2 protein-coding genes are annotated in these 25,083 nt (G+C 73.7%); both read left to right on the top strand.

The genetic code is table 11. The features are described from left to right. Positions 1-14: 14 nt before the first annotated feature. Positions 15-4,961, top strand: coding sequence for a non-ribosomal peptide synthetase (locus SALPAC3_RS0108875; protein WP_018220886.1), 4,947 nt, complete (start codon positions 15-17; stop codon positions 4,959-4,961). Continuing rightward, positions 4,958-25,081 (top strand): non-ribosomal peptide synthetase, encoded by a 20,124-nt coding sequence (locus tag SALPAC3_RS0108870; RefSeq protein WP_018220885.1) that lies wholly within the window; start codon positions 4,958-4,960, stop codon positions 25,079-25,081. Before SALPAC3_RS0108875 ends, SALPAC3_RS0108870 begins: the two co-directional genes overlap by 4 nt. The last annotated feature ends 2 nt before the right edge of the window (positions 25,082-25,083 follow it).

The raw sequence follows: 25,083 nt of genomic DNA, 5'->3' as shown, positions 1-25,083 counted from the left end.
GACGAGGAGTGCGCGTGGCCGCTTCGCCGCAAACCCTGGACAGTGTCGTTCCCACCCACCTCCGCGTCGCCCGGCAGGCAGTGCTGACCCCAAACGCCGTTGCCCTGGTTGAGGGCGACCGGGTTACCACGTACGCGGAGCTCGACGAACGCGCCAACCGCCTGGCACACTGGCTCATCGGCCATGGCGTGCGGCCCGACCAGCCCGTCGGCGTCGCGCTGCGCCGTGGCCCCGGCCTCGTGGTCGCGCTCCTGGCCGTGTGGAAGGCCGGCGCCGCGTACGTGCCCATCGACCCGGACCATCCCGTCCGGCGTCTCGTGTGGATCATCGGCGCCACCGGGCTGCGGCTCATGCTCACCGAGAGCGAGCTGGCGCAGGCAGTGCTCCAGGCGGACGTACGGCCGGTCACGCTCGACGCCGTCGCGGCCGAGCTGGCGGCGCAGCCCGCCTCCAGCCCCGGCCTGCCGGTCGACCCTGCGCAGGCCGCCTACATCATCCACACCTCCGGCTCTACCGGGCGCCCCAAGGGCGTGGTGATTCCGCATGCCGGCCTGGCGAACCGGATCGCGTGGGCCGTCGAGCGGCACCACCTCGGCCGTGGCGACCGGGTGCTACAGAAGACGACGGTGACGTTCGACGCCGCCGGCTGGGAGCTGTTCGCCCCGCTGGTCAGCGGGGGCACTGCGGTGCTCGCACCGGCCGGGGCCGAGCGGGACGCCGCCGCCCTGCTCGCCGCCACCGCGCGGCACGACGTCACGGTGCTGCAGGTCGTGCCGTCGGTGCTGCGCCTGCTGGTGGAGGAGCCGGGCTGGGTGGACTGCCGGTCGTTGCGGCTGGTCTTCGTCGCGGGTGAGCCATTGCACGCCGAGCTGGTGCAGCGGTTGCTGGCGCGCGTGTCGGTCGAGGTGTGGAACACGTACGGGCCCACCGAGTGCTCGATCGACGTGACGGCGTACCGCGTGGACTCGGCGCAGCGGACCGGGCCCGTGCCCATCGGCGAGGCTCTGCCCGGCATGCATGTGCTGGTGGCCGACGCCGCCGGCGACCCGGTGCCCACCGGCACCGTGGGCGAACTGTACGCCGGAGGCGTCGGCGTGGGCCGGGGCTACCTCAACGATCCCGGGCTGACCGCCGAGCGGTTCGTGCCCGATCCCGCGGGCGGTGGCAGCAGGCTGTACCGCACCGGCGACCTCGTGCGCGAGCGGGCGGACGGCGTGTTGGAGTTCGTCGGCCGTACGGACGAGCAGGTCAAGATTAACGGGGTTCGGGTCGAGCCCGGCGAGATCGAGGCGGTCCTCGACGAGCACTCCGCTCTGCGCCGGGCCGTCGTGGTCGCCCGCCGCGATCCCGCCCAGGGCCTGCGCCTGATCGCCTACGTCCAGCTTCGGCACCACGGGAGCCTGGACGCCCTGCGTGCGTACCTGCTCAGCCGGCTGCCCCCCAGCTACGTCCCGGCCGACTTCGTGGCGGTCGACGACTTCCCGCTGACCACCAGCGGCAAGGTCGACCGCAACGCGCTGCCGGACCCCGTCGCCGCCGCACCCACCGGGACACCCAGCTCCACGGCGGAGCTGCTGGTGGCCAAGGTCTGGCGCGACCTGCTGGGTGTCGAGCAGGTGGGCGTCGACGACGACTTCTTCCGCCTCGGCGGCACCTCGTTGCAGCTCACCCGGCTCGCCAACCGGCTGCGGGCCGCCTCCGGCAAGAAGGTCGAGCTGCGCGGCCTGCTCAACGCCACGACGCTGAGCGCGCAGGCCCGGCTGCTCGACACCGACACCTTCACCGGGCGCGCGGTGCGGCCCGTGCCGCGCGGGGGGACGCTGCCCATGTCGTACGGGCAGCAGCGGCTCTGGTTCCTCGACCGGATGTCACCCGGCAGCCCCGAGTGGATCTCCGCGCTGGTCGTCGACGTGCCCGCGGGGGTGGACCCGGACGTCGTGCGCTGGGCGATGGAATCCCTGGCCGCCCGGCACGAGTCGCTGCGTACCCGCTTCGCCGCCGACGAGCACGGAGACCCCGTGCAGCTCATCGACCCGCCCGGGACCGTCGAGCTGCGCGTGGTCCGGGCCTGTCGGCAAGAGCTGCGTGCCCTGCTGAAGGAGGAGGCCGGTCACGGCTTCGACCTGTCCGCCGGCACGGTCTGGCGCGGCCTGCTCGCCCTGCTGGACGACGGCCGTCAGGTGCTCGTGCTCGCCCTGCACCACATCGTGGTCGACGGCTGGTCGTCGGCCGTGCTGACCCGCGAGCTTAATGAGCTGTTCGACGCCCGGATGCAGCGCCGCGCACCCTCACTGGCCCCGCTGCCCGTGCAGTACGCCGACTACGCCGTCTGGCAGCGCGACGGCGCGGACGCCCAGCAGGAGGCAGCCGAGCTCGACTACTGGCGCACCGCGCTGGCCGGGCTGCCACGGGTGTCGCTGCCCACCGACCACCCGCGCCCGGCCGTGCGGGACGTCGCCGGGGCGATCAGCGTCTTCTCCGTCCCGCCGCCGCTCACCGCCGCGATCGAGGACCTGGCCAAGCGCCACGGCGTCACCCCGTTCGTCACGCTGATGACCGCCTTCGCCACGCTCCTCGCCCGCTACACCGGGGAGTGGGACATCCCGGTCGGCACGCCGCTCGCCGGACGCGACCGCCCCGAGCTGGAGAACGTCGTCGGCTTCTTCCTCAACACGCTGGTCGTCCGGTGCTCGCTGGACGGTGCACTCACGTTCGCCGAGGCGTTGCGGGAGGTCCAGACGGTCTTCGCCGGCGGCCAGGCCCACCAGCACCTGCCGTTCGAGCGGCTGGTCGCCGAGCTGGAGCCCGAGCGTGACCTGTCCCGTACCCCGCTCTACCAGATCGCGTTCGACCTGCACGACGAGAAGCTGGCCGGCGCGGTCGCCGGGCTCGACGACCTGGAGACCCTGCGCGACGCCTGGAGCATCGCCAAGACCGACCTGAGCCTGTTCATGCGCCGGCTCGGCGACGGCAGCATGTACGCCGCCCTGGAGTACGCGACCGCCCTCTACGACGGCGACACAATCGACCGTCTCGGCGCGCACCTCCTGCGGCTGCTGCACGTGGTCACCGGCGACCCGGACACCCGCCTGGACGCCGCCGACCTGACCACGCCCGGCGAGGCCGAGACCGTCGAGCGGGCCGCGTACGGCGAGGTCGTCCCGGTCCTCGGTGGGGTCGCCGAGAGCATCGCGCGGTGGGTCACCGGCACTCCGGAGGTGGCCGCGATCGTCACCGACGGAGCCACGATCAGCTACGCCGAGCTGGACGTGCGTTCCGACCGGCTGGCGAGCCATCTGCGGGCCCTGGGCGTGGGCGAGGAGTCCGTCGTCGCCGTCCTGCTGGAGCGCGGCATCGACCTGGTCGTCGCGTTCCTCGCGGTCTGGAAGGCCGGCGGCGCCTACGTCCCGCTGGACCCGGCACACCCGGCCGACCGGCTTACGGCGGTGGTGCGGCAGTCCGGCAGCAAGCTCGTCGTGACCACGGTGGCGCAGCGGCAGAAGCTCGGCGGCAACCACCGCTACGTGCTCACCGACGCCGACGCGGACGCCATCGCGGCAGCCCACACACCGGTGCCGAACGCCGGATACGACCCGGACCGGCTGGCGTACGTCATTTTCACCTCCGGCTCGACCGGCGTCCCGAAGGGCGTGCAGATCACCCACGGCGGGCTCGCGAACCACCTGCGGTGGGCAGCCGACGAACTCGCGGGCGCCGGCACCGGTGGCGCGCCGCTGTTCTCGTCCGTGGCGTTCGACCTGGTGGTGCCGAACATCTGGGCGCCGCTGATGACCGGGCAGCGGCTGGTGATCCTGCCCGCGGACCGGGAGCTGAGCCGGCTGGGTGAGCGGCTGCTGGCGTACGCCCCCTTCAGTTTCGTCAAGGCCACCCCCGCCCACCTGGAGCTCTTCTGCGATCAGATCCCGCCGGAGTGCCGGGCCGGGCTCGCCGGGGTGTTCGTGGTGGCCGGCGAGACGCTGACCACCCGGCTGGCCCGGCGCTGGCAGGGCCCGCTGGTCAACGAGTACGGGCCCACCGAGACCTCGGTCGGCGCCTGCACCCAGCCCGTCGCTGGGGCCACCGGCCGCGAGACCGTGCCGATCGGCCGCCCGCTGCCCAACGTGACCATGCACGTGCTCGACCCGAACCTGCGCCGCACGCCGGTGGGAGTCCTCGGCGAGCTGTACGTCGGCGGCGCCGGGGTCGGCCGGGGCTACGCCGGGGACCCCGCCGCGACCGCCGCCGCGTTCGTGCCCGACCCGTTCGGGCCGCCCGGGTCCCGGCTCTACCGCACCGGCGACCTGGTCCGGCTGCTGCCTGACGGCGTGGTGCTGTTCGCCGGCCGCGCGGACCACCAGGTGAAGATCCGCGGCTTCCGCATCGAGCCCGGTGAGGTGGACGCCGTGCTGCGGCGCCACGAGCACGTCCGGGACGCGCTGACGATCGCGGTCCCGGCCCCGCGCGGTGACCTCATGCTGGTCACCTACTACGTACCGGAAGGCGCGGAGGCCGACCTCGCCGCGTACTGCGCGGCATCGCTGCCGGACTACCTGGTTCCGGCGCGGATCGTCGCCGTCGAGGCGTTTCCGCTGACCCTCAACGGCAAGGTCGACCGCCGGGCGCTGGCCGCGATCCCGGCCCCGGCCGTCGCGGAGCCCGAGCAGCTGATGAGCCCGCTCGAGGAGCGCATCGCCGCCGTGGTGGGCGACCTGCTCGGCATCGCCGCCGGACGCGGCACCCATTTCTTCCGCTCCGGCGGCAACTCCATCCTCGCCATCCGGCTCATCGCCGCGCTCCAGCAGGAGTTCGGCGTGGTCCTGCCGGTCCGCGCGGTCTTCGAGGGTCCCACCGTGGCCGAGCTGGCCATGGCGGTCGAGGACCTGGTGCGCGCGGAGATCGCGAGCCTGACCGAGGACGAACTGCTGGCGCAGTCGGCGTCGCTGAAGGAGCAGAACCGATGACCACCGCCGAGACCAACGCAAGCGTCACCGACCTGCGCGCCGAGCTGCTGCGCCGGCGGCTGGGCGCGGCCGGCGCCGCCCGTCCGGCCATTCCTCTGGTGCCCCGGGACCGTCCGCTGCCGCTGTCACACGGTCAGCAGCAGCTCTGGTTCCTCAACCGGCTCGCGCCGGACAGCACCGAGTACCTCGTCCCGCTGGCGTTCCGCATCGAGGGCGAGCTGGACGTGGCCGCGCTCGGCCGCGCCTGGTCGGCCCTTGTCGCGCGGCACGAGATCCTGCGTACCCGCTATGTGCTCGCCGGCGCCGAGCCCACCCAGGTCATCGACCCGCCGGCGGCCGTGAAGGTGCCGGTGGAGGTCGTCGCCGGGGTGCTCGATGACGCGGTCGAGGCCGCCACCACCGCGCCCTTCGACCTCGAGCTGGACTGGCCGGCGCGGATTCGGCTGTTCCGCCTCGCCGCCGGCGAGGCGGAGCCGCCGCAGCATCTGCTGGTGGTTACGTTCCACCACATCGCCTGCGACGCGTGGTCCACCCAGCTGTGCGGCCGCGAGCTGTTCGCCCTCTACGAGTCCTTCGCCGCCAACCGCCCCGCGTCGCTGCCCGAGCTGACCATGCAGTACGCCGACTACGCCGCCTGGCAGCGCGAGCAGGTCAGCGGGGCCGCCCTTGACCAGCAGCTCGGCTTTTGGAAGCGCACTCTGGCCGGGCTGACCCCGACCGAGCTGCCCGCCGACCGGCCCCGTCCGGCCGTCCGCGACCACCGCGGCGCGGCCGAGACCGTCGTGCTGGCCGAGGGCACGGGGGAGCGGATCGCGGCGCTGGCCACGAGCCTGTCCACCACGCCGTTCGTGGTGCTGCTGACGGCGTACCAGCTGCTGGTCGCCCGACACACGGGTGTGCGGGACGTCCCGGTCGGCACGGTGGTGTCCATGCGCGGGCGCCCAGAGCTACAGCAGATGTTCGGCTACGCCATCAACAACCTGGTGCTGCGTACGGTGTGGGCCGACGACCCCACGTTCGCCGAGCTGACCGGGCGGACGCGTGCCGGGCTGCTGGACGCGTACGACCACCAGAGCGTCCCGTTCGCCCGGCTCGTCGACGAGCTACAGCCCGAGCGTGACCTGTCCCGGACGCCGCTCTACCAGGTCGCCTTCACCATGCATGAGCAGCCGCCCGCCGCCGCCGAGGTGGCCGGGCTGTGCGTCGAGCCGTACGGCGACGCGGGCACGGTGGCCAAGGTGGACCTGGAGTTGCAGGTCGTGGCGGGCCGCGACGGCAGCCTCACCGCCCAGTTCCAGTACGCCACCGCCCTGTTCGACCGCGCGACCGTACGCCGCTTCGCCGCCCGCTTCGCCACCCTGCTCGACGACGCCCTGGCCCGTCCAGACACTCGCGTGTCGGCGCTGCACGTCATGACCGGCGCCGAGTGGGACGCGGTGACGGGCGGCCCCGCGCCCACCGGCGCCGTCGCCGCCGCCCTGCCCACCCTCTTCGCGCAGCGGGCCGCCGAGACGCCCGGCGCCGTGGCGGTGGTGTCCGGCACCGAGGCGCTGACCTACGCCGAGGTGGACGTCCGGGCCAACCGCGTGGCCGCCCGGCTGCACGCGCTCGGCGTGGGCCCGGAGTCCCTGGTCGGCGTGCACCTGCGCCGGGGCCCTGACCTGATCCCGGTGCTGCTCGGCGTGCTCAGGGCAGGCGCGGGTTACGTACCGCTGGACCCGGTCAACCCCGACGAGCGCCTCGCCTTCGTCGTCGCCGACGCCGGGGTGTCGGTGATCGTGGCCGACCGGGAGCCCGCCTTCTTCAGCGGCCCGGTCGTGGACGCCTCCGTCACCACCGACGCAACCGTCGTGCCGATCGCCCTGCCCGCGCCGGACCCGGAGACCTGCGCGTACGTCATCTACACCTCCGGCTCGACCGGCCGGCCCAAGGGCGTCGTCGTCACGCACGCCAACGTGGTCCGGCTGATCGGCACCGCGCACCAGCACTACACCTTCGCCGCCACGGACGTGTGGTCGTTGTTCCACTCGTACGCGTTTGACGTGTCGGTCTTCGAGATGTGGGGAGCGCTGCTGCACGGCGGGCGGCTGGTGGTCGTACCCGGCGAAGTGACCCGCAGCCCCGATGACTTCCTCGACCTGCTGGTCCGCGAGCGCGTCACGATGCTCAGCCAGACCCCCACCGCGTTCGGCTCGCTGGTCGCCGCGGCCGGGGCCGGCGACCCGCGCATCGACGCGCTGTCGGTGCGGGCGGTCGTCTTCGCCGGCGAGCGCCTGGAACCGGCCCGGCTGACCCCCTGGACGGACCGCGTCGGCCTCGACCGGGTCGCCCTGGTCAACATGTACGGCATCACCGAGACCACGGTCCACTCCACCTACCACCGCCTGATGCCCGCCGACCTCACCGGTCCCGGCAACCCGATCGGCGATCCGCTGTCCGACACCCGTATCCGGCTGCTCGACGACCTCGGCCGCGCGGTGCCGTTCGGTGTGGTGGGGGAGATCTACGTTGCTGGACCCGGGGTCACCCGTGCCTACCTGGGCCGCCCGGAGCTGACCGCCGAGCGGTTCGTCCCCGACCCGTACGGCGTCCCCGGCTCCCGCCTCTACCGCAGCGGCGACCTGGCCCGCCGCCGCCCGGACGGCAGCCTGGACTTCGTCGGCCGCATCGATTACCAAGTGAAGATCCGCGGCTACCGTGTCGAGCTGGGCGAGATCCAGGCCGTGCTCGCGGCGCACCCCGCCGTGCGCGAGGCCGTCGTCGTGGTGCGCGAGGACACTCCGGGTGACCGGCAGTTCGTCGCCTACCTCGTGCCGGCCGGGGACGGGCTGCCACCTGCGGGCGAGCTGCACGAACTGGCCGGCAGCAGCCTGCCCGGGTACATGGTGCCGGCGGCATTCGTGGAGCTGGCGGCCGTACCGCTGACCGCCAACGGCAAGCTGGACCAGCGCGCGCTGCCCGCGCCCGGCGGCGACGCCTTCACCCGGGGCGAGTACGCCGCACCCGAGGGCGACGCCGAGGAGCGGATCGCCCGCGCCTGGGTCGAGGTGCTGGGCGTGGAGCGTATCGGCCGCCACGACGGATTCTTCGAACTCGGCGGCGACTCCATCCGGGCCGTCACGCTCGTGGGCGCGCTGCGCGCCGAGGGCTTCGACGTGGCGGTGCGCGACGTGTTCGAGGCCCGGACCGTCGCCACGCTGGCCGGCGTCGCCGCGACCCGCCCCCCGCTCGGCGAGGCCGCGCACCGGCTCGTGGAGCCGTTCGAGTTGATCGCCCCGGCAGACCGGGAGCTGCTCGGCGCGGGCGTCGTGGACGCGTACCCGCTCTCGCAGATCCAGATCGGCATGGTCGTCGAGATGGTCGCCGACGAGGAGCGCAACCACTACCACAACGTCAGCTCGTTCCGGATCCGCGACGAGCAGCCGTTCGCCGCCGCCGCCTTCCACACCATGACCACCCTGCTCGTCGAGCGGCACGAGGTACTGCGGACCTCAGTGCACCTGACCGGCTTCTCGGTGCCGCTTCAACTGGTTCACGCCACCGCCGCGCTGCCGGTGACGATCGCCGACCTGACCGGGCTCGACGAGGCCGCCGCCGTGGGCGCGGTGCAGGAGTACGTGGCCGCCGAGCGCGCCAACCCCTTCGACCTCGAGCGCCCGTCGCTGATGCGGTTCGCGGTGCACGCCGGGGGCGCGGGCGGCTGGTGGCTGTCGGTCACCGAGTGCCACCCGATCCTGGAGGGCTGGAGCCACCACTCGCTGCTGATGGAGCTGCTCGACGGCTACCGGCGGCTGCGCGACGGGTACGAGCCCGAGCCGCACCACCCGCCGGCCGTGCGCTTCGCCGACGCCATCGCCGCCGAGGTGGACGCGCTGGCCTCCATTGAAGACCGCGAGCACTGGCGCGACGTGGTCGCCGGCCACGCCGTGTTCACCCTGCCCGGGCACTGGGGCGACCCGGAGCCAGCCCCGCACACCAAACACCAGGCCACCGCCTCCTGGGCCGACCTCGAGGAGCAGCTACGCGCGTTCGCCGTGACGGCCGGGGTGTCGTTCAAGAGCGTGATGGTCACTGCCTACGCCAAGGTGCTGAGCCTGCTCACCGACGCGCCCTCCTTCCACGCGGGCCTGGTCTACGACACCCGCCCGGAGATCCTCGGCGCGGACCGGGTCAGCGGCATGTACCTCAACACGTTGCCGTTCCCCGTCACCCGGCCCACCGGCACGTGGCGCGAGCTGGTCCGGCGCACGTTCGAGACCGAGGTCCGCTCGTGGCCGCACCGCCGCTTCCCCATGCCGACGGTGCAGCGCGAGCTCGGCGCGGGTCGGCGCCTGATCGAGGTGTTCTTCAACTACCAGGACTTCCACCAGGTGGACCTCTCGCTGGTGGACAATCGCGTCGGCATCGACGACAGCCCGACCGAGTTCCCGCTGACCATCAGCTCCCGCAACCAGCACATCATCCTGACCGCCGACTCGCGGCACCTCAGCCGCGAGCACGCCGAGCGGATCGCGCAGCTGTTCCGGCAGGTGCTGGCGGCCATGGCCGCCGACCCGGACGGCGACGCGCGGGTGGCGTTCCTTCCCGACGGCGAGCGCGAGCAGCTGCTCGGCTGGGCCACCACCGCCGGGCCCGAGGTCACCCGGTGCCCCTACGCGGAGATCGAGGAGCAGGCCCGGCGTACGCCTCAGGCCACCGCGGTCGTCGCCGGCGACACCACCCTCACCTTCGCCGAGCTCGACGAGCGGGCCAACCGGCTCGCGCGCCACCTGCGCGCCGCCGGCGTCGGCCCGGAGGCCACCGTCGGGGTGCTGCTCGACCGTGGCGCGAACCTCATGGTCGCCCTGCTCGCGGTCTGGAAGGCCGGTGGCGCCTACGTGCCATTGGACCCGTCGTACCCGGCGGACCGCGTCGCGTACATGCTCGCCGACGCCGGCGCCGGCACGGTCGTCAGCCACACCGCCCATCTCGAACTGGTCGGCGGCGGCGGCCGGCACCTCGTCCTGCTCGACCGCGACAGCGACGCGGTCGCTGCGCACCCGGCCACCGCGCCCGGCGTCGCGCCCGACCTGGACCGGCTGGCGTACGTCATCTACACCTCCGGCTCGACCGGGCGGCCCAAGGGCGTCCAGGTGCCGCACCGCGGCCTCGCCAACCACCTCGCGTGGGCGGCCACCGAGCTCGCCGGGCGCGGCACCGGCGGCGCGCCGGTCTTCTCGTCTGTCGCGTTCGACCTGGTCGTGCCGAACCTCTGGGCGGCGCTCATGGTCGGCCGCCCGGTGCACCTCATGCCGCAGGACGCCGACCTCGCCCACCTCGGTCGCTGGCTGGCCGACTCCGGGCCGTTCGGGTTCATCAAGCTGACCCCGTCGCACCTGGAGATCCTCAACCAGCAGCTCAGCGCCGTGCAGGCGAGCACCCTGACCGGCGTGCTGGTCGTCGCCGGTGAGCCGTTCACCGACCGCACGCTGCGGGCATGGCAGGAACTCGCTCCCGCCACCCCGGTCATCAACGAGTACGGCCCCACCGAGGCCTCGGTCGGCACCTGCGTCTTCCCCGTCACCACGGCGTTGACCCAGGAGGTCGCCCCGATCGGTCGGCCGCTGCCCGGCATGGCGATGTACGTGCTCGACGAGGACCTGCGCCTCGTCCCGGCCGGCGTGCCCGGCGAGCTCTACGTCGGCGGCGCCGGCGTGGCCCGTGGGTACGCCCGGCAGCCCCGCATGACCGCCGAGCACTTCGTGCCCGATCCCTTCGGCGCGCCCGGCGCCCGGCTCTACCGCACCGGCGACATCGTGCTCGTGCTGCCCGGCGGCGACATCTCGTTCGTGGGCCGCCGCGACGGCCAGGTCAAGATCCGGGGCCACCGCGTCGAGCTGGGCGAGATCGAGGCCGTGCTCGCCGCCCACGACGCCGTCGCCGACGTGCGGGTGGTGCTGCACGGCGCGTCCGAGACCAACCGGATCCTCGTCGCGTACGTGGTGCCCGCCCACGGCGACGTCAACCCGCAGGCACTGCGCGCCGCACTGGGCCGGGACCTGCCCGACTACATGGCCCCGTCCGCGTTCGTGGCGGTCGAGCGCATCCCGCTTAACGCCAACGGCAAGCTCGACCGCCGCGCCCTGCCCGACCCCGGCGACGACGCGTTCGCCCGTGGCGTCTTCGTGGCCGCCCGCACCCCGCGCGAGCGGGCCATGGCCGACGTCTGGGCGCGGGTGCTCGGTGCCGCGCGGGTGAGCGTGTTCGACGACTTCTTCGAGCTGGGCGGCGACTCCATCCGCGCGGTCACCCTGGTCGGCGCGCTGCGCCGCGAGGGCTTCGACCTCGGCGTCCGCGACGTCTTCGAGGCCCGTACGGTCGCTGCGCTCACCCAGCTCACCGCCGCCCGTGGCACCACGGCCGGGCCGGCCGTCGAGCTCGTACGCCCGTACGCGCTCATCGGTGCCGACGACCGCGCCCTGCTGCCGGCCGGGGTCACCGACGCGTACCCGTTGTCGCAGAACCAGACCGGCATGCTCGTCGAGACGCTGGCTGACCCCGAGCGGGGCAACTACCACAACGTCAACGTCTACCGCGTCGCCGACGACCGCCCGTTCGTGGCCACGGCGTTCCACGAGGCCGTGCGGGTGGTCACCGCGCGCCACGAGATCCTGCGCACGTCGTTGCATCTGAGCGGCTTCTCCGTACCCATGCAGCTCGTGCACGAGCACGTGGACCTGCCCGTCGGCGTGCACGACGTCAGCGGGCTCGACCCGGAGGCGCAGCCCGCCGCCCTCACCGCGTTCGTGGCCCAACAGCGCCGTGAGCGCTTCGACCTGGCCGCCGCTCGGCCGCCGCTGCGTGTCGACGCTCACCTGCACGCGGAGAACGAGTGGTTCCTCGTGCTCACCCAGAGCCACGCGCTTCTGGAGGGCTGGAGCAACCAGCTGCTGTCCATGGAGCTCGTCCGCGTCTACCGGCGCCTGCGCGACGGGCTCGCCCCGGAGCGCTGGGAGGCGCCGGGCTCGCGTTTCGCCGACTTCGTGGCCGCGGAGCTGCGCGCCTTGAACTCGGCCCCGGACCGCGAGTACTGGCGGTCGTTGGTCACGGCCCGGCCCGGCTTCACCCTGCCCGAGGGCTGGGGCGATCCCGATGCCCCGGAGAGCACCGTCTACGCCGGCTGCCGCTTCGACGACCTGGAGCCGGCGCTGCGCGAGGCCGCCGCGACCGCGGGCGCGTCGCTCAAGAGCGTGCTGCTGGCGGCGCACGTCAAGGTGCTCAGCCAGCTCACCGTCGAGGAGCACTTCCACACCGGCCTGGTGACGCACGCCCGCCCGGAGCTGCCCGGCGCCGAGCGCGTCTACGGCACCCACCTCAACTCGGTGCCGCTGGCCGTGGACCGGCCGCTCGGCTCGTGGCGCGCGCTGATCCGGCAGGTCTTCGACCGGGAACTGGCCACCTGGCCGCACCGGCACTTCCCGCTGCCGGAGATCCACCGCCTGTGTCCCGACGGCGGCCGGCTGATCGACGTGCTCTTTGTCCACCTCGACTTCCACGAGCTGGACAAGCGGGTCGTGACCGACGGCGCCGGCTTCAGCGAGAGCCCCACCGAGTTCGGCCTCGGCGTCACCACCCTCGACGGGCTCGTCACCTTCCGCAGCAGCTCCGCCGTGCTCGCCCAGCCCGGTGTCGACCGCATCGCCGCGATGTACCGCGCGGCGCTGGAGGCCATCGCGGCCGACGTGGACGCCTCGGCGCTGCCGGTCCTGCTGCCGGTGGGCGAGCGTGAGCTGGTCGAGCCGGCCGCGCACCCGGTGCCGGAGGTCTCGGCGACGCTGCACGGCCTCGTCGAACAGCAGGCCCGCCGCACGCCGGACGCGGTGGCGGTGGTCAGCGGGGACAGCTCGCTCACCTATGCCGAGCTCGACGCGCGGGCGAACCGGGTGGCGGCACGGCTGCGCACCCTCGGTGTCGGCCCGGAGACCCTGGTCGGCGTGCACCTGCAACGCGGTCCGTACGTCATCCCGGTCCTGCTCGGGGTGCTCAAGGCCGGTGGCGGCTACGTGCCGTTGGACCCGGTCAACCCGGCCGGGCGGCTCGCCTTCGTGGCCGGCGACGCCGCCGTGTCCGTGATCGTCTCCGACGGCGACGCGTCGTTCTACGACGCTCCCGTGCTCGACGCCACTACGGTGGTCGACGGCGCCGGCCCGGCCGCTCCGGTGGAGTCCACCGCCGCGGTGGAGCCCACCGCGGGACCGGGCAACTGCGCGTACGTCATCTACACGTCCGGCTCCACCGGCCGGCCCAAGGGCGTCGAGGTGACCCACGCCAACCTCGTCCGGCTCTTCACCGGCGAGCGGCCGTTCCCGATCGCCGCCACCGACGTCGTGTTTAGCTCCTTCTCGTACGCCTTCGACGCCTCCGTGCTGGAGATCTTTGGCACGCTGCTCAACGGCGCCCGCCTGGTCGTGGTGCCGCAGCACGTCGCCCGTTCGCCGCACGACCTGCTCGACCTGCTGGTCCGCGAGCGAGTCACGATCATGTACCAGAGCCCGTCGGCGTTCCGCGGCCTGGTTGCCTTGGCCGCCACGGGCGACCGGCGCTTCGACCAGCTCGCGCTGCGGACGGTGGGCTTCGGCGGCGAGAAGCTGGAGGCGGCCGACCTGCGGAACTGGACCGCGCGGGTGGGCCTCGACCGGGTCGCGTTGGTCAACGAGTACGGCATCACCGAGACCACCATCGCGAGCACTTTCCACCCCGTACGCGAGCCCGACCTGGCCGGCGGGACGGTCCCGATCGGCAGGCCCGTCGGCGGACAGCGGGTGCTCCTGCGGGACGACGCGGGCGAGCCCGTGCCGCTCGGCGTGGTCGGCGAGATCTGCATCGCCGGCGGCACTGTCGCCCGGCACTACATCGGGCGGCCCGCGCTCACCGCGGAGAGGTTCGTGCCCGACCCGGACGGCCCGCCCGGCGCCCGGCTCTACCGCAGCGGTGATCTCGGCCGGCGGCGCCCGGACGGCGAGCTGGAGATCATCGGCCGCATCGACGACCAGGTCAAGCTGCGCGGGTACCGCATCGAGTTCGGCGAGATCGAGGCCGCGATCGGCGCGCACCCCGGGGTCGCCTCGGCCGTGGCGGTGGTCCGCGAGGACACGCCCGGCGACCGGATTATCGTGGCCTACCTCGTCGCGGCGCCCGGTGTGGCACCCCGCCCGGACGAGCTGCGCGAGTTGCTGGGCCGCGAGCTGCCCGGCTACATGGTCCCGTCCGCGTTCGTCACCCTGCCAGAGCTGCCGCTGACCCCCAACGGCAAGCTTGACCGCCGGGCCCTGCCCGCGCCAGACGCCGGCGCGTTCAGCCGTACCGTGTACGTCGCCCCGGCCACTCCGGTCGAGGCGGTCGTCGCCGGCGTCTGGGCCGAAGTGCTCGGCCTCGCGCGGGTGGGCCGGGACGAGGGCTTCTTCGAGCTGGGCGGCGACTCCATCCGGGCCGTCACCCTCATCGGCGCGCTGCGCGCGGAGGGCTACGACCTGTCCGTGCAGGACGTGTTCGAGGTCCGCACGGTCGCCGGGCTCGCCGCGCTCGTGGCCGAGCGGAACCACCTCGACGGGTCCGCCCATCCGCAGGTCCGGCCGTTCGAGCTGATCGGCGCGGCCGACCGGGCGCTGCTGCCGGCCGGGGTCGTGGACGCGTACCCGCTGTCGCAGGTGCAGATCGGCATGGCCGTGGAGCTGCTCGCCGACACCACGCATAACCGCTACCACGGCGTCGTCTCCTTCCTGGTCCGCGACGAGGAGGAGTTCTCCGCCGAGGCGCTGACCGCCGCCGTCGCCGAGGTCGTCGCGGCCCAGGACGTACTGCGCACCAGCTTCCACCTCGACACGTACTCCGTACCGCTGCAACTGGTGCACGAGACCGCCGCGGTCCCGATCGAGGTGCACGACCTGCGCGGCCTGACCGAGGCGGAGCACCACCAGCGTCTGCGCGAGTTCCTCGGCGCGGAGCGTGCCCGCCCGCTCGACCTGGCTCACGCGCCGCTGCTGCGCATCACCGTGCACCTGACGGACGACGGCTGGCGGCTCAGCATCACCCAGTTCCACGGCGTCACCGAGGGCTGGAGCCAGAGCACCCTGATGATGGACGTCGTCGCCGCCTACCGGCGGCACCGGCGGAGCGAGATCCCTCGGCCGGCCGAGGCGCCGCCCGTCCGCTTCGCCGACTTCGTGGCCGTCGAGCTGCGGTCCCTGGAGTCGGCGGCGGACCGCGACTACTGGCAGCGCGTCGTGACGGAGCACGCCCCGGTCGAGCTGCCCGAGGGCTGGGGCGAGGAGAGCGACGGGCCGGACCTCACCGTCCACGTTGACCTGCGCGACCTGGAGTCCGGGTTGCGCTCGGCCGCCCGTACGGCGGGTGCCTCGCTCAAGAGCGTGCTTCTCGCCGCGCATGTCAAAGTGCTCAGCCAGCTCACCGGCGACCGGCGCTTCCACACCGGCCTGGTGTGCGACGTACGGCCGGAGGTACTCGGCGCCGAGCGCGTCTACGGCATGTACGTCAACACCCTGCCCTTCCCAGCCGAACGGCCCGCCGGGTCGTGGCGCGAGCTGATCGGACAGGTGTTCGCGCGCGAGGCCGAGACCTGGGCGCACCGGCGGTACCCGCTGCCGGCCGTGCGGCGCCTGGCCGGCGGCACCGGCCGGCTCGTCGGCGTGGTCTTCACCTACCAGGACTTCCACGTGATCGACGACCAGGTCGTGGACACCGGCGCCGGCTTCGGCGAGGGCGCCACGGAGTTCCCGCTCGCGGTGACCGCCACCGCCGGCCGGCTCACCCTCAAGGCCCACCGGACGGTGCTCGGGCAGACCCACGCCCACCGGCTGGCGGAGATGTACCGGGCGGTGCTCGAAGCGATCCTCGCGGACCTCGACTCGTCGGCCCGGCCAGTGCTGCTTCCGGCCGCCGAGCGGGAGCTCATCAGCGATAGCGGCGTACCGGCGGCCACCTCGGTGGTGACGGAGACCGTGCACGGCCTGTTCGAGCGGCGCGCGGCGGAGACGCCGGACGCGGTGGCCGTGGTGTACGGCACAGAGTCGCTGACCTACGCCGAGGTGGACGCGCGGGCGGACCGCGTGGCCGGCCGGCTGCGCGCGCTCTGCGTCGGCCCGGAGTCGCTGGTCGGCGTGCACCTGACCCGTGGCCCGAACCTGATTCCGGTGCTGCTGGGTGTGCTCAAGGCCGGGGCCGGCTACGTGCCGCTGGACCCGGTCAACCCGGCCGAGCGGCTCGCCTACGTGGCGGCCGACGCGCAGGTGTCCGCCGTGGTCACCGACGGGACCGCGGACTTCTTCGCCGGGCCCGTGCTCGACGCGGCCACCGCCGTCACCGGACCGGCCGGGCGGGTCGAGTCCGGCGCGGGACCGGACGGCCGCGTCTACGTCATCTACACCTCCGGCTCCACCGGCCGGCCCAAGGGCGTGGTCCTCACCCACGCCAACGTCGTGCGGCTCATGACCAGCGCGCAGCCGCTCTTCCACGCCGGCCCCGGTGACGTCTGGTCGGGCTTCTTCTCGTACGCGTTCGACTTCTCCGTGTGGGAGATCTTCGGCGCGCTGCTGCACGGCGGCCGGGTCGTTCTCGTGCCGCAGGACGTCGCCCGCTCCCCGGAGGACTTCCTGGACCTGCTGGTCCGCGAGCGCGTCACCATGCTCAGCCAGACCCCGTCGGCGTTCCGCGCCCTGGCCGTCGCGGCTGCCGCCGGTGATCCGCGCATCGACCGGCTCGCGCTGCGCATGGTCGTCTTCGGCGGCGAGAAGCTCGAGATGGCCGACGTGCGGCCTTGGACCGCCCGCGTGGGCACCGACCGGGTCGCGCTGGTCAACATGTACGGCATCACCGAAACCACCGTCCACACCACCTGGCACCGCCTGGACGCCGGGGACGTCGCCGGTACCGCGAGCCCGATCGGCCACCCGCTGCCCGACCTGAGCACCGTGCTGCTCGACTCGGACGGCGAGCCCGTGCCGGTCGGCGTCACCGGTGAGGTGTACGTCGGCGGCTCCGGCGTGGCGAGGGGCTACCTCGGGCGGCCGGAGCTGACGGCACAGCGGTTCGTACCCGACCCGGACGGCCCGCCCGGGTCCCGCCGGTACCGCAGTGGAGACCTGGCCCGCCTCCGCCCCGACGGCAGCCTGGAGTTCACCGGCCGGGCCGACGACCAGGTGAAGATCCGCGGCTACCGGGTGGAGCTGGGTGAGATCCAGGCCGCGCTGGCCGCGCACCCGGCGGTGCTCGACGGCGTCATCCTGGTCCGCGAGGACGTGCCTGGCGAGCCGGTGCTGGTCGCCTACGTCGTCGCGGCGCCCGGCGCCACGCCACGCCCCGACGAGCTGCGCGACGCGCTGGCCGGCGACCTGCCCGACTACATGGTCCCGGCGGCGTACGTGGCCCTGGATGCCCTGCCGCTGACCGTCAACGGCAAGCTCAACCGGGCGGCCCTGCCCGCGCTGACCGAGGGCTCGTTCGCCCGTGGCCGGTACGTGCCGCCGCGTACCCCGACCGAGACCGCCCTGGTGGCCGTGTGGTCGCGGGTGCTGGGCGTGGATCGGGTGGGCGCGCTGGACGGGTTCTTCGACCTCGGCGGCGACTCGATCCGAGCCGTCACACTGGTGGCCGCCCTGCGCGCCGAGGGCTTCGACGCGTCGGTGCGCGACGTCTTCCAAGCGGGCACGATTGCCGGGCTGGCCGAGCTGCTGGCCCTGCGCGGTGCCGCCGACCCGGACCCGGCCCGCCGGGTGGCGCCGTTTGAGCTCATCGACCCGGCCGACCGGGCGTTGCTGGGCGCGGACGTCGTCGACGCGTACCCGCTGTCGCAGAACCAGACCGGCATGCTGGTCGAGACGCTCGCCGACGAGGCCCGCGCCAACTACCACAACGTGCTGTCGTTCCTGGTCAGCGACGACCGGCCGTTCTCCCGCACGGCGTTCCGGGCCGCGGTGGACACGGTGGTCGAGCGGCACGAGGTGCTGCGGACGTCGGTGCACCTGAGCGGCTTCTCCGTACCCATGCAGGTCGTGCACGCCAGGGCCGAGATCCCCTGCGGGTACGCCGACCTGAGCGGTCTCGACGAGAACGCCCAGCGGGATGCCCTGCTGGCCTTCGTCGCCGCCGAGCGCCGGACCCCGTTCGACCTGACCCGCGCCGAGCCGCCGTTCCGGGTCCACGCCCACGTCCAGGGGCCGGGCGCCTGGTTCTGCACGTTCACCCAGAGCCACGCGATCCTGGAGGGCTGGAGCTACCACCTGCTGCTCGGCGAGCTGGTCGCCTGCTACCGCCGGATCCGGGACGGCCAGACGCCCGAGCCGGTGGAGGAGCCGACGGCCCGGTTCGCCGACTTCGTCGCCGCCGAGCTACGGTCGCTGGCCTCGCCCGAGGACCGCGCCTACTGGCGGTCGGTGGTGGACGGGTACGCCCGCTTCCGGGTGCCGACGGCGCTGACCGATCCGAGGGCCGCGGACCAGGAGTCGTACGGGGTGCCCATCCCCGTCGCCGACCTGGCCGAGCCGCTGCGGGCGGTGGCCGGCGAGCTCGGCGTCCCGGTCAAGAGCGTGCTGCTGGCCGCGCACGTCAAGGTGCTCAGCCAGTTCACCGCCGAGGACCGGTTCCACACCGGCCTGGTGACCCACGCGCGCCCCGAGCTGCCGGGCGCCGAGCGGGTGTACGGCACCCACCTCAACACCGTGCCGCTGGCCGTCCAGCGCCCGGCGGGCACGTGGCGCACGCTGATCCGCCAGGTCTTCGACAGCGAGCTGGCGGTCTGGGCCCACCGGCACTTCCCTCTGCCGGAGATTCAGCGCCTCAGCCCGGACGGCGGCCGGCTGCTCGACGTCATGTTCAACTACGTCGACTTCAGCGGCGTCGACACCGAGGACATTCGGATCGCGGTCAGCAACGCGCCGACCGAGTTCGGGGTGGCGGTGCACGCCCACGGCACGGATTCGTTCGTGCTGCGCGCCCGGCCCGCCGCCCTGGGCCGCGCCGACGCCGAGCGAATGGCCGGGATGTACCGGGCGGTGCTCGAAGCGATCGCCGCCGGCGTCGACGGCCTCGCCCGCCCGGCGTTCCTGCCGGCCGAGGAGCGCGCGGTGCTCGCGGGCGCCGCGGCCCCGGTTTCGCCGGTCACCGCCACCCTGCACGGGCTGTTCGAGCAGCAGGCCCGGCGCGCACCCGACTCGGTCGCGGTGGTCTGCGGCCCGGTCTCGCTGACCTACGCCCAGGTCGACGACCGGGCGAACCGGGTCGCCGGCCGGCTGCGCGCGCTCTGCGTCGGCCCGGAGTCGCTGGTCGGCGTGCACCTGACCCGTGGCCCGAACCTGATTCCGGTGCTGCTGGGTGTGCTCAAGGCCGGGGCCGGCTACGTGCCGCTGGACCCGGTCAACCCGGCCGAGCGGCTCGCGTTCGCGGTCGCCGACGCGGGTGCCACGGTGGTGATCAGCGACAGCGTGGTGTCGTTCTTCGACGGCCCGGTGCTCGACGCAGCCACCGCCCTGACCGCCCCGGCGGCCTCCGCCGACGTCGCGGTGGACCCCCGGAGCGTCGCCTACGTCATCTACACCTCCGGCTCGACCGGGCGGCCCAAGGGCGTCGTGGTCAGCCACGCCAACGTGGTCCGGCTGATCGGCACCGCACAGGAGCACTACGCGTTCGACGACTCCGACACGTGGTCGATGTTCCACTCGTACGCCTTCGACGTGTCGGTGTTTGAGATGTGGGGCGCGCTGCTGCACGGCGGCCGGCTCGTCGTGGTGCCGCAGGACGTGACCCGCTCGCCCGACGAGTTCCTGGACCTGCTGGTCGACGACGAGGTCACCGTGCTGAGCCAAACCCCGACGGCGTTCGGGGCCCTGGTGGCCTCGGCCGAGAACGGCGACCCGCGCATCGACGAGCTTTCCGTACGGGTCGTGATCTTCGCCGGGGAGCGGCTCGACGCCACCGCGCTGCGGCCGTGGGTCCGGCGCCGCCGGCTCGGGACGACCGTGCTGGTCAACATGTACGGCATCACCGAGACCACGGTGCACTCCACCTATCACCGGCTCACCAGGCGCGACCTCGAACCGGGCGCGCCCAACCGGATCGGCCGCCCGCTCAGCGACACGCAGATCCACCTGCTGGACAGCACGGGGGACCTGGTCCCGGTCGGCGTCACCGGGGAGATCCACGTCGGCGGGCCCGGCGTGGCCCGCGCCTACCTGGGCCGCTCGGAGCTGACCGCCGAGCGGTTCGTCCCCGACCCGTACGGCGTCCCCGGCTCCCGCCTCTACCGCAGCGGCGACCTGGCCCAGCGCCGCCCGGACGGCAGCCTCGAGTTCGTCGGCCGCATCGACCATCAGGTGAAGATCCGCGGCTACCGCGTCGAGCTGGGCGAGATCCAGGCCGCGCTCACCGCCCATCCCGGGATCGCCGAGGCCGCCGTGCTGCTGCGCGAGGACGTTTCCGGCTCGCCGGAGCTGGTCGGCTATCTGGTGGCCGCAGGCGACGTGGTGCCCGACGCGGGGGAACTGCGGGCGCTGCTCGCGTTGACGCTGCCGCCGTACATGGTCCCGGCGGCGTACGTGACGCTCGACGCCCTGCCGCTGACCGTCAACGGCAAGCTCGACCGCCGGGCACTGCCGGTGGCGGGAGAGACCGCAGCCCGGCTGCGCCGCGAGTACCGCGCCCCGACCGGGCCGGTGCAGGAGCGGCTGGCCGCCGTGCTCGCCGCCGCCCTGGGGCTTGACCGCGTCGGCGCCGACGAGGACTTCTTCGAGATCGGCGGCGACTCGATTCGGGCGGTCAACGTGATCGGCGTGTTGCGCTCCGCGGGGTACGACCTGACCGTGCGCGATCTGTTCGACCGGCGCACGATCGAGGGCCTCGCCGCCGTGGCGTCCAGCCGCAGCACGCTCGACGCGGAGGAGCGGCGCCCGGTGGAGCCGTTCGAGCTGCTCGCGCCGGAGGACCGCGCCGCGCTGCCGGCCGGGCTCGCCGACGCGTACCCGCTGACGCAGAACCAGACCGGCATGCTCGTCGAGATGATGGGGGGCAGCGGGCCGCGCCGCTACCACCTGGTCAACTCGATGCGCCTGCACGACGGCCACCCGTTCGCGCCGGACGCCTTCCAGGAGGCCGTGAACCTCCTGGTGGCCCACCACGAGGTGCTGCGGACCTCGGTACGCCTCGAGGGCTTCACCGTCCCGATGCAGCTCGTGCACGAGACGGCGCCGCTGCCGGTGCGCGTGCTCGACGTGGACGCCACCGACGAGGCCGCCCAGGAACGGCTGCTCGCCGAGCACCTCGCCGTGGAGAGCGAGACGGTCCTCGACCACGAGGCCGCGCCGCTGGCCCGGATCACGGTGCACCGGTTCCCCGACGGGAGCTGGCAGCTGACGATGACGTACTCGCACGTCATCCTCGAGGGCTGGAGCGTGCACCTGCTCGTCGCCGAGTTGACCGCCGCGTACGAGGCCCTGCGCGACGGCCGTTCCCCGCAGCCGCCACCCACGGCCGGGATCCGGTTCGCCGACGCCGTCGCCGCCGAGCTGCGGTCCCTGGCGTCGGGCGAGGACCGCGAGTTCTGGCGCGCCCAGCTGGCCGGCCGGGAGAAGCTCGCCCTGCCGGCCGGGTGGGGTGACCCCGGGGAACGGCCGGAGGGGTCGTACAGCCTGCGGGTGTCGTTCGTGGACCTCGACGGGCCGCTGCGCGAGCTCGCCGCCGCGTCCGCCACGCCGCTCAAGAGCGTGCTGCTCGCCGCCCACCTCAAGGTGCTCAGCACGCTGACCCGTGAGCAGCGCTTCCACACCGGGCTGACGTTCCACACCCGCCCGGCGGCGGCTGGCGCGGACCGCGTCTACGGCATGCACCTCAACACGCTGCCGTTCCCGGCCGACCGCACCGCGCCGACCTGGCGGGCACTGGTCCGCCAGGTGTTCGACCAGGAGGCGGCGATCTGGCCGCACCGGCACCTGCCGATGCCGACCATCCAGCGGGAGTTGGCCGACGGCAACCGGCTGATCGACGTCTACTTCAGCTACCAGGACTTCGACCGCCCGGCCGTGGCCGAGCAGGCCGTGCGTGAGAGCCGCGGCTTCAGCGTCAACGAGTTCGGCTTCTCCGTGGCCACCGCCCCGGGCGAGCTCGTCCTGCGCGCCAACGGCCGGTCCGTGAGCCGGGTCAACGCCGACCGGCTCGCCGGGATGTACCGGGCCGTGCTGGAGACGATGGCCGCGGACGCCGACGGCGACGCGACCCGCACCTTCCTGCCAGCCGGCGAGCGCGAGCGGATCCTCGGGGAGTTCGCGGTGCACCCCTCGGCGGCGGTGGACCGCAGCGTCCTGGCCGAGTTCGAGGCCCGGGCCGACGAGGATCCGGCGGCTGTCGCGGTCGTCGCGGGCGGCGAGCGCTACAGCTACGCCGAGGTCGACCGGCGGGCCAACCGGCTCGCCCACCACCTGCGGGACCTCGGCGTGGGCCCGGAGTCGCTCGTCGGTGTCCTGCTCGACCGGGGCGTCGACCTGATGACCACGCTGCTGGGCGTCTGGAAGGCGGGCGGCGCCTACGTGTCGCTCGACCCGGCGTACCCCGCCGACCGGATGGCGGCGATGCTCGCCGACGCGGGTGCCGGGCTGGTCGTGACGCGGGCCGAATACGCCGACCGGTTCGCCACGGTCGTGGTGACCGTGGACGGTGCCGACGCCACCACAATCGCCGCCCGCCCGGCCCAGCGCCCCGGGGTGCCCATCGACCTGGCCACCACGGCGTACGTCATCTTCACCTCCGGCTCGACCGGCCGGCCCAAGGGCGTCCAGATCACCCACCATGGCCTGGCCAACCACGTGCACTGGGCGGTACGGGAACTGGCCGCCCGTGGCTCCGGCGGCGCCCCGGTCTTCTCGTCGGTGGCGTTCGACCTGGTGGTGCCGAACCTGTGGGCGCCATTGGCCGCCGGTCAGGCCGTGCACCTGATGGGTCCCGAGGGTGACCTGTCGCGGCTTGGCGAGTGGTTGGTGCGGGGCGCGCCGTACAGCTTCATCAAGCTGACCCCGGCGCATCTGGAGCTGATCGCCACGCAGGTACCCCCGGACGAGGCCCGGAGCCTGGCCAGCGTGGTGGTGGTCGCCGGGGAGGTGTTCACCGCCGGGGTGCTGGACAAGTGGCGCGCGCTCTCCCCGTCGACGCTGCTGATCAACGAGTACGGGCCGACCGAGACCACCGTGGGCGCCTGCACGTACGAGGTCACGGCGGCCGAAGACGCGCCGGTGGTTCCCATCGGCCGGCCGCTGCCCGGCGTCAGCATCTACGTGCTCGACGGCCTGCTCCAGCCGGTGCCCGTGGGGGTCCCGGGTGAGCTGTACGTCGGCGGAACCGGCGTCGGGCGGGGCTACGTCGGGCGGCCCGAGCTGACCGCGGACAGGTTCGTGCCGGACCCGTACGGCCCTCCCGGCGCCCGGCTCTACCGCACCGGCGACGTGGTGCGGCTGATGCCCGACGGCGACGCCGACTTCCTCGGCCGCAGCGACCACCAGGTCAAGATCCGTGGCTACCGGGTCGAGCCCGGGGAGATCGAGACCGTGCTGCGGGGCCACGAGCGGGTGCGCGACGCCGTCGTCACCGTCGACGAGCCGGCACCCGGCAACCCACGGCTGGTCGCCTACGTCGCGGGCGACGACCTGCCCGGCGAGCGGGAACTGGCCGGGTACTGTGCGCGGCAGCTGCCGGAGTTCATGGTCCCGGCCGTGCTCTGCGGGCTGGCCGCCCTCCCGCTCAACGCCAACGGCAAGATCGACCGAGCGGCGCTACCCGCCCCGGACGAGTCGCGGGCGCCGCGCGAGCACACGCCGCCCGCGACGGCCACCGAGCGGGTGCTGGCCGAGCTCTGGACGAGCCTGCTGGAGCTGCCCGAGGTGAGCCGCGACGACTCGTTCTTCGAGCTGGGCGGCCACTCGATCCTGGTGATCCGGCTCGTCGCGGAGGCCCGCAAGGCCGGGCTGGCGCTGAGCCTCGCGATGCTCTACCAGCATGCCGTCCTGCGCGACGTGGCCGCGGCGATCGATGAGCAGACGCCCCCGGCACCGCCCGTCGTCACCCCGGAGCCCGCAGTCGCCGCGCCGCCGTCGGTGCTCGGCAGTGCCCTGGCGCGGGTCCCGGTCCCCGGGGCGAGCGTGGCGTGGCTCTCCGGCGGCGACCTGGTGGAGATCGAGACCGCCGGGACGCTCGGGGGAGCGGACGCGCCGCCGGTCACCGCCGCGACGCGGTTCCGGGCCGGCTCGATGAGCAAGCTGGTCACGGCGGTCGGCGTGCTGCGCCTGGCCGACGCCGCCCGGATCGGTCTGGACGACGACGTCGAGCGCCATCTCGACGGCTGGCGGCTGCCCGCCGGCCCGCCGGTCACCGTGCGACAGTTGCTCAGCCACTTCTCCGGACTGACGCAGACCCACCGCAAGGGCTTCCGTGGCGCGCTGGTGCCGAGCGTGCTCGACCTGCTGCGCGGTAGGAACCCGGCCGACGGCGAGCCGGTACGCCGGCAGTCCCCGCCCGGTACGGCCTTCCACAAGGCCAATGTCAACTACTCGATCCTGCAGCTAGCTCTGGAGAACGTACTCGGCAACTCGTTCCCGCAGATCGTGCGCGAGCTGGTGCTCGACCCGCTGGGCCTGGCGGGTACCACCTTCGAGCAGGACCCGGACCCGGCGGACGGGCCGCTGGCCCGTGGCCACGATCGGGACGGGACCCCGATCGCGGGCGGCCACCTGATCCGGCCCGACACGGCGGCGGCCGGTCTGTGGACCACCGCCGGCGACATAGCGACACTGCTGCTGGAGCTGCGCCGCTCGTACCTGGGCCGCCCGCGGGCCCTGCTGCGGCAGGCGACCGCTGAGGCGATGCTGACCCCGCATTCGGACAGCGCATACGGCCTCGGCGCGGTCGTCGACGCGAGCATCGCCGGCCCGGCCGGCGGTGACCGGCAGTTCGGCCACGCCGGGCAGGCCCCCGGCTACCACGCCCTCGCCCTGTGCACCCTGCGGGAGGGCAACGGATTCGTGTTCCTGGCCAACGGCGATAGCGGTGACGACGTCGCCCGGGCGCTGCTGGCCTCTGCCCGAAGGAAGTGACG

It is taken from the genome of Salinispora pacifica DSM 45544, from assembly GCF_000378845.1.
GTDB lineage: Bacteria > Actinomycetota > Actinomycetes > Mycobacteriales > Micromonosporaceae > Micromonospora > Micromonospora pacifica.
Note: the sequence above shows the minus strand (reverse complement) of the source record. Positions and strands in the feature narration are given on the sequence as shown.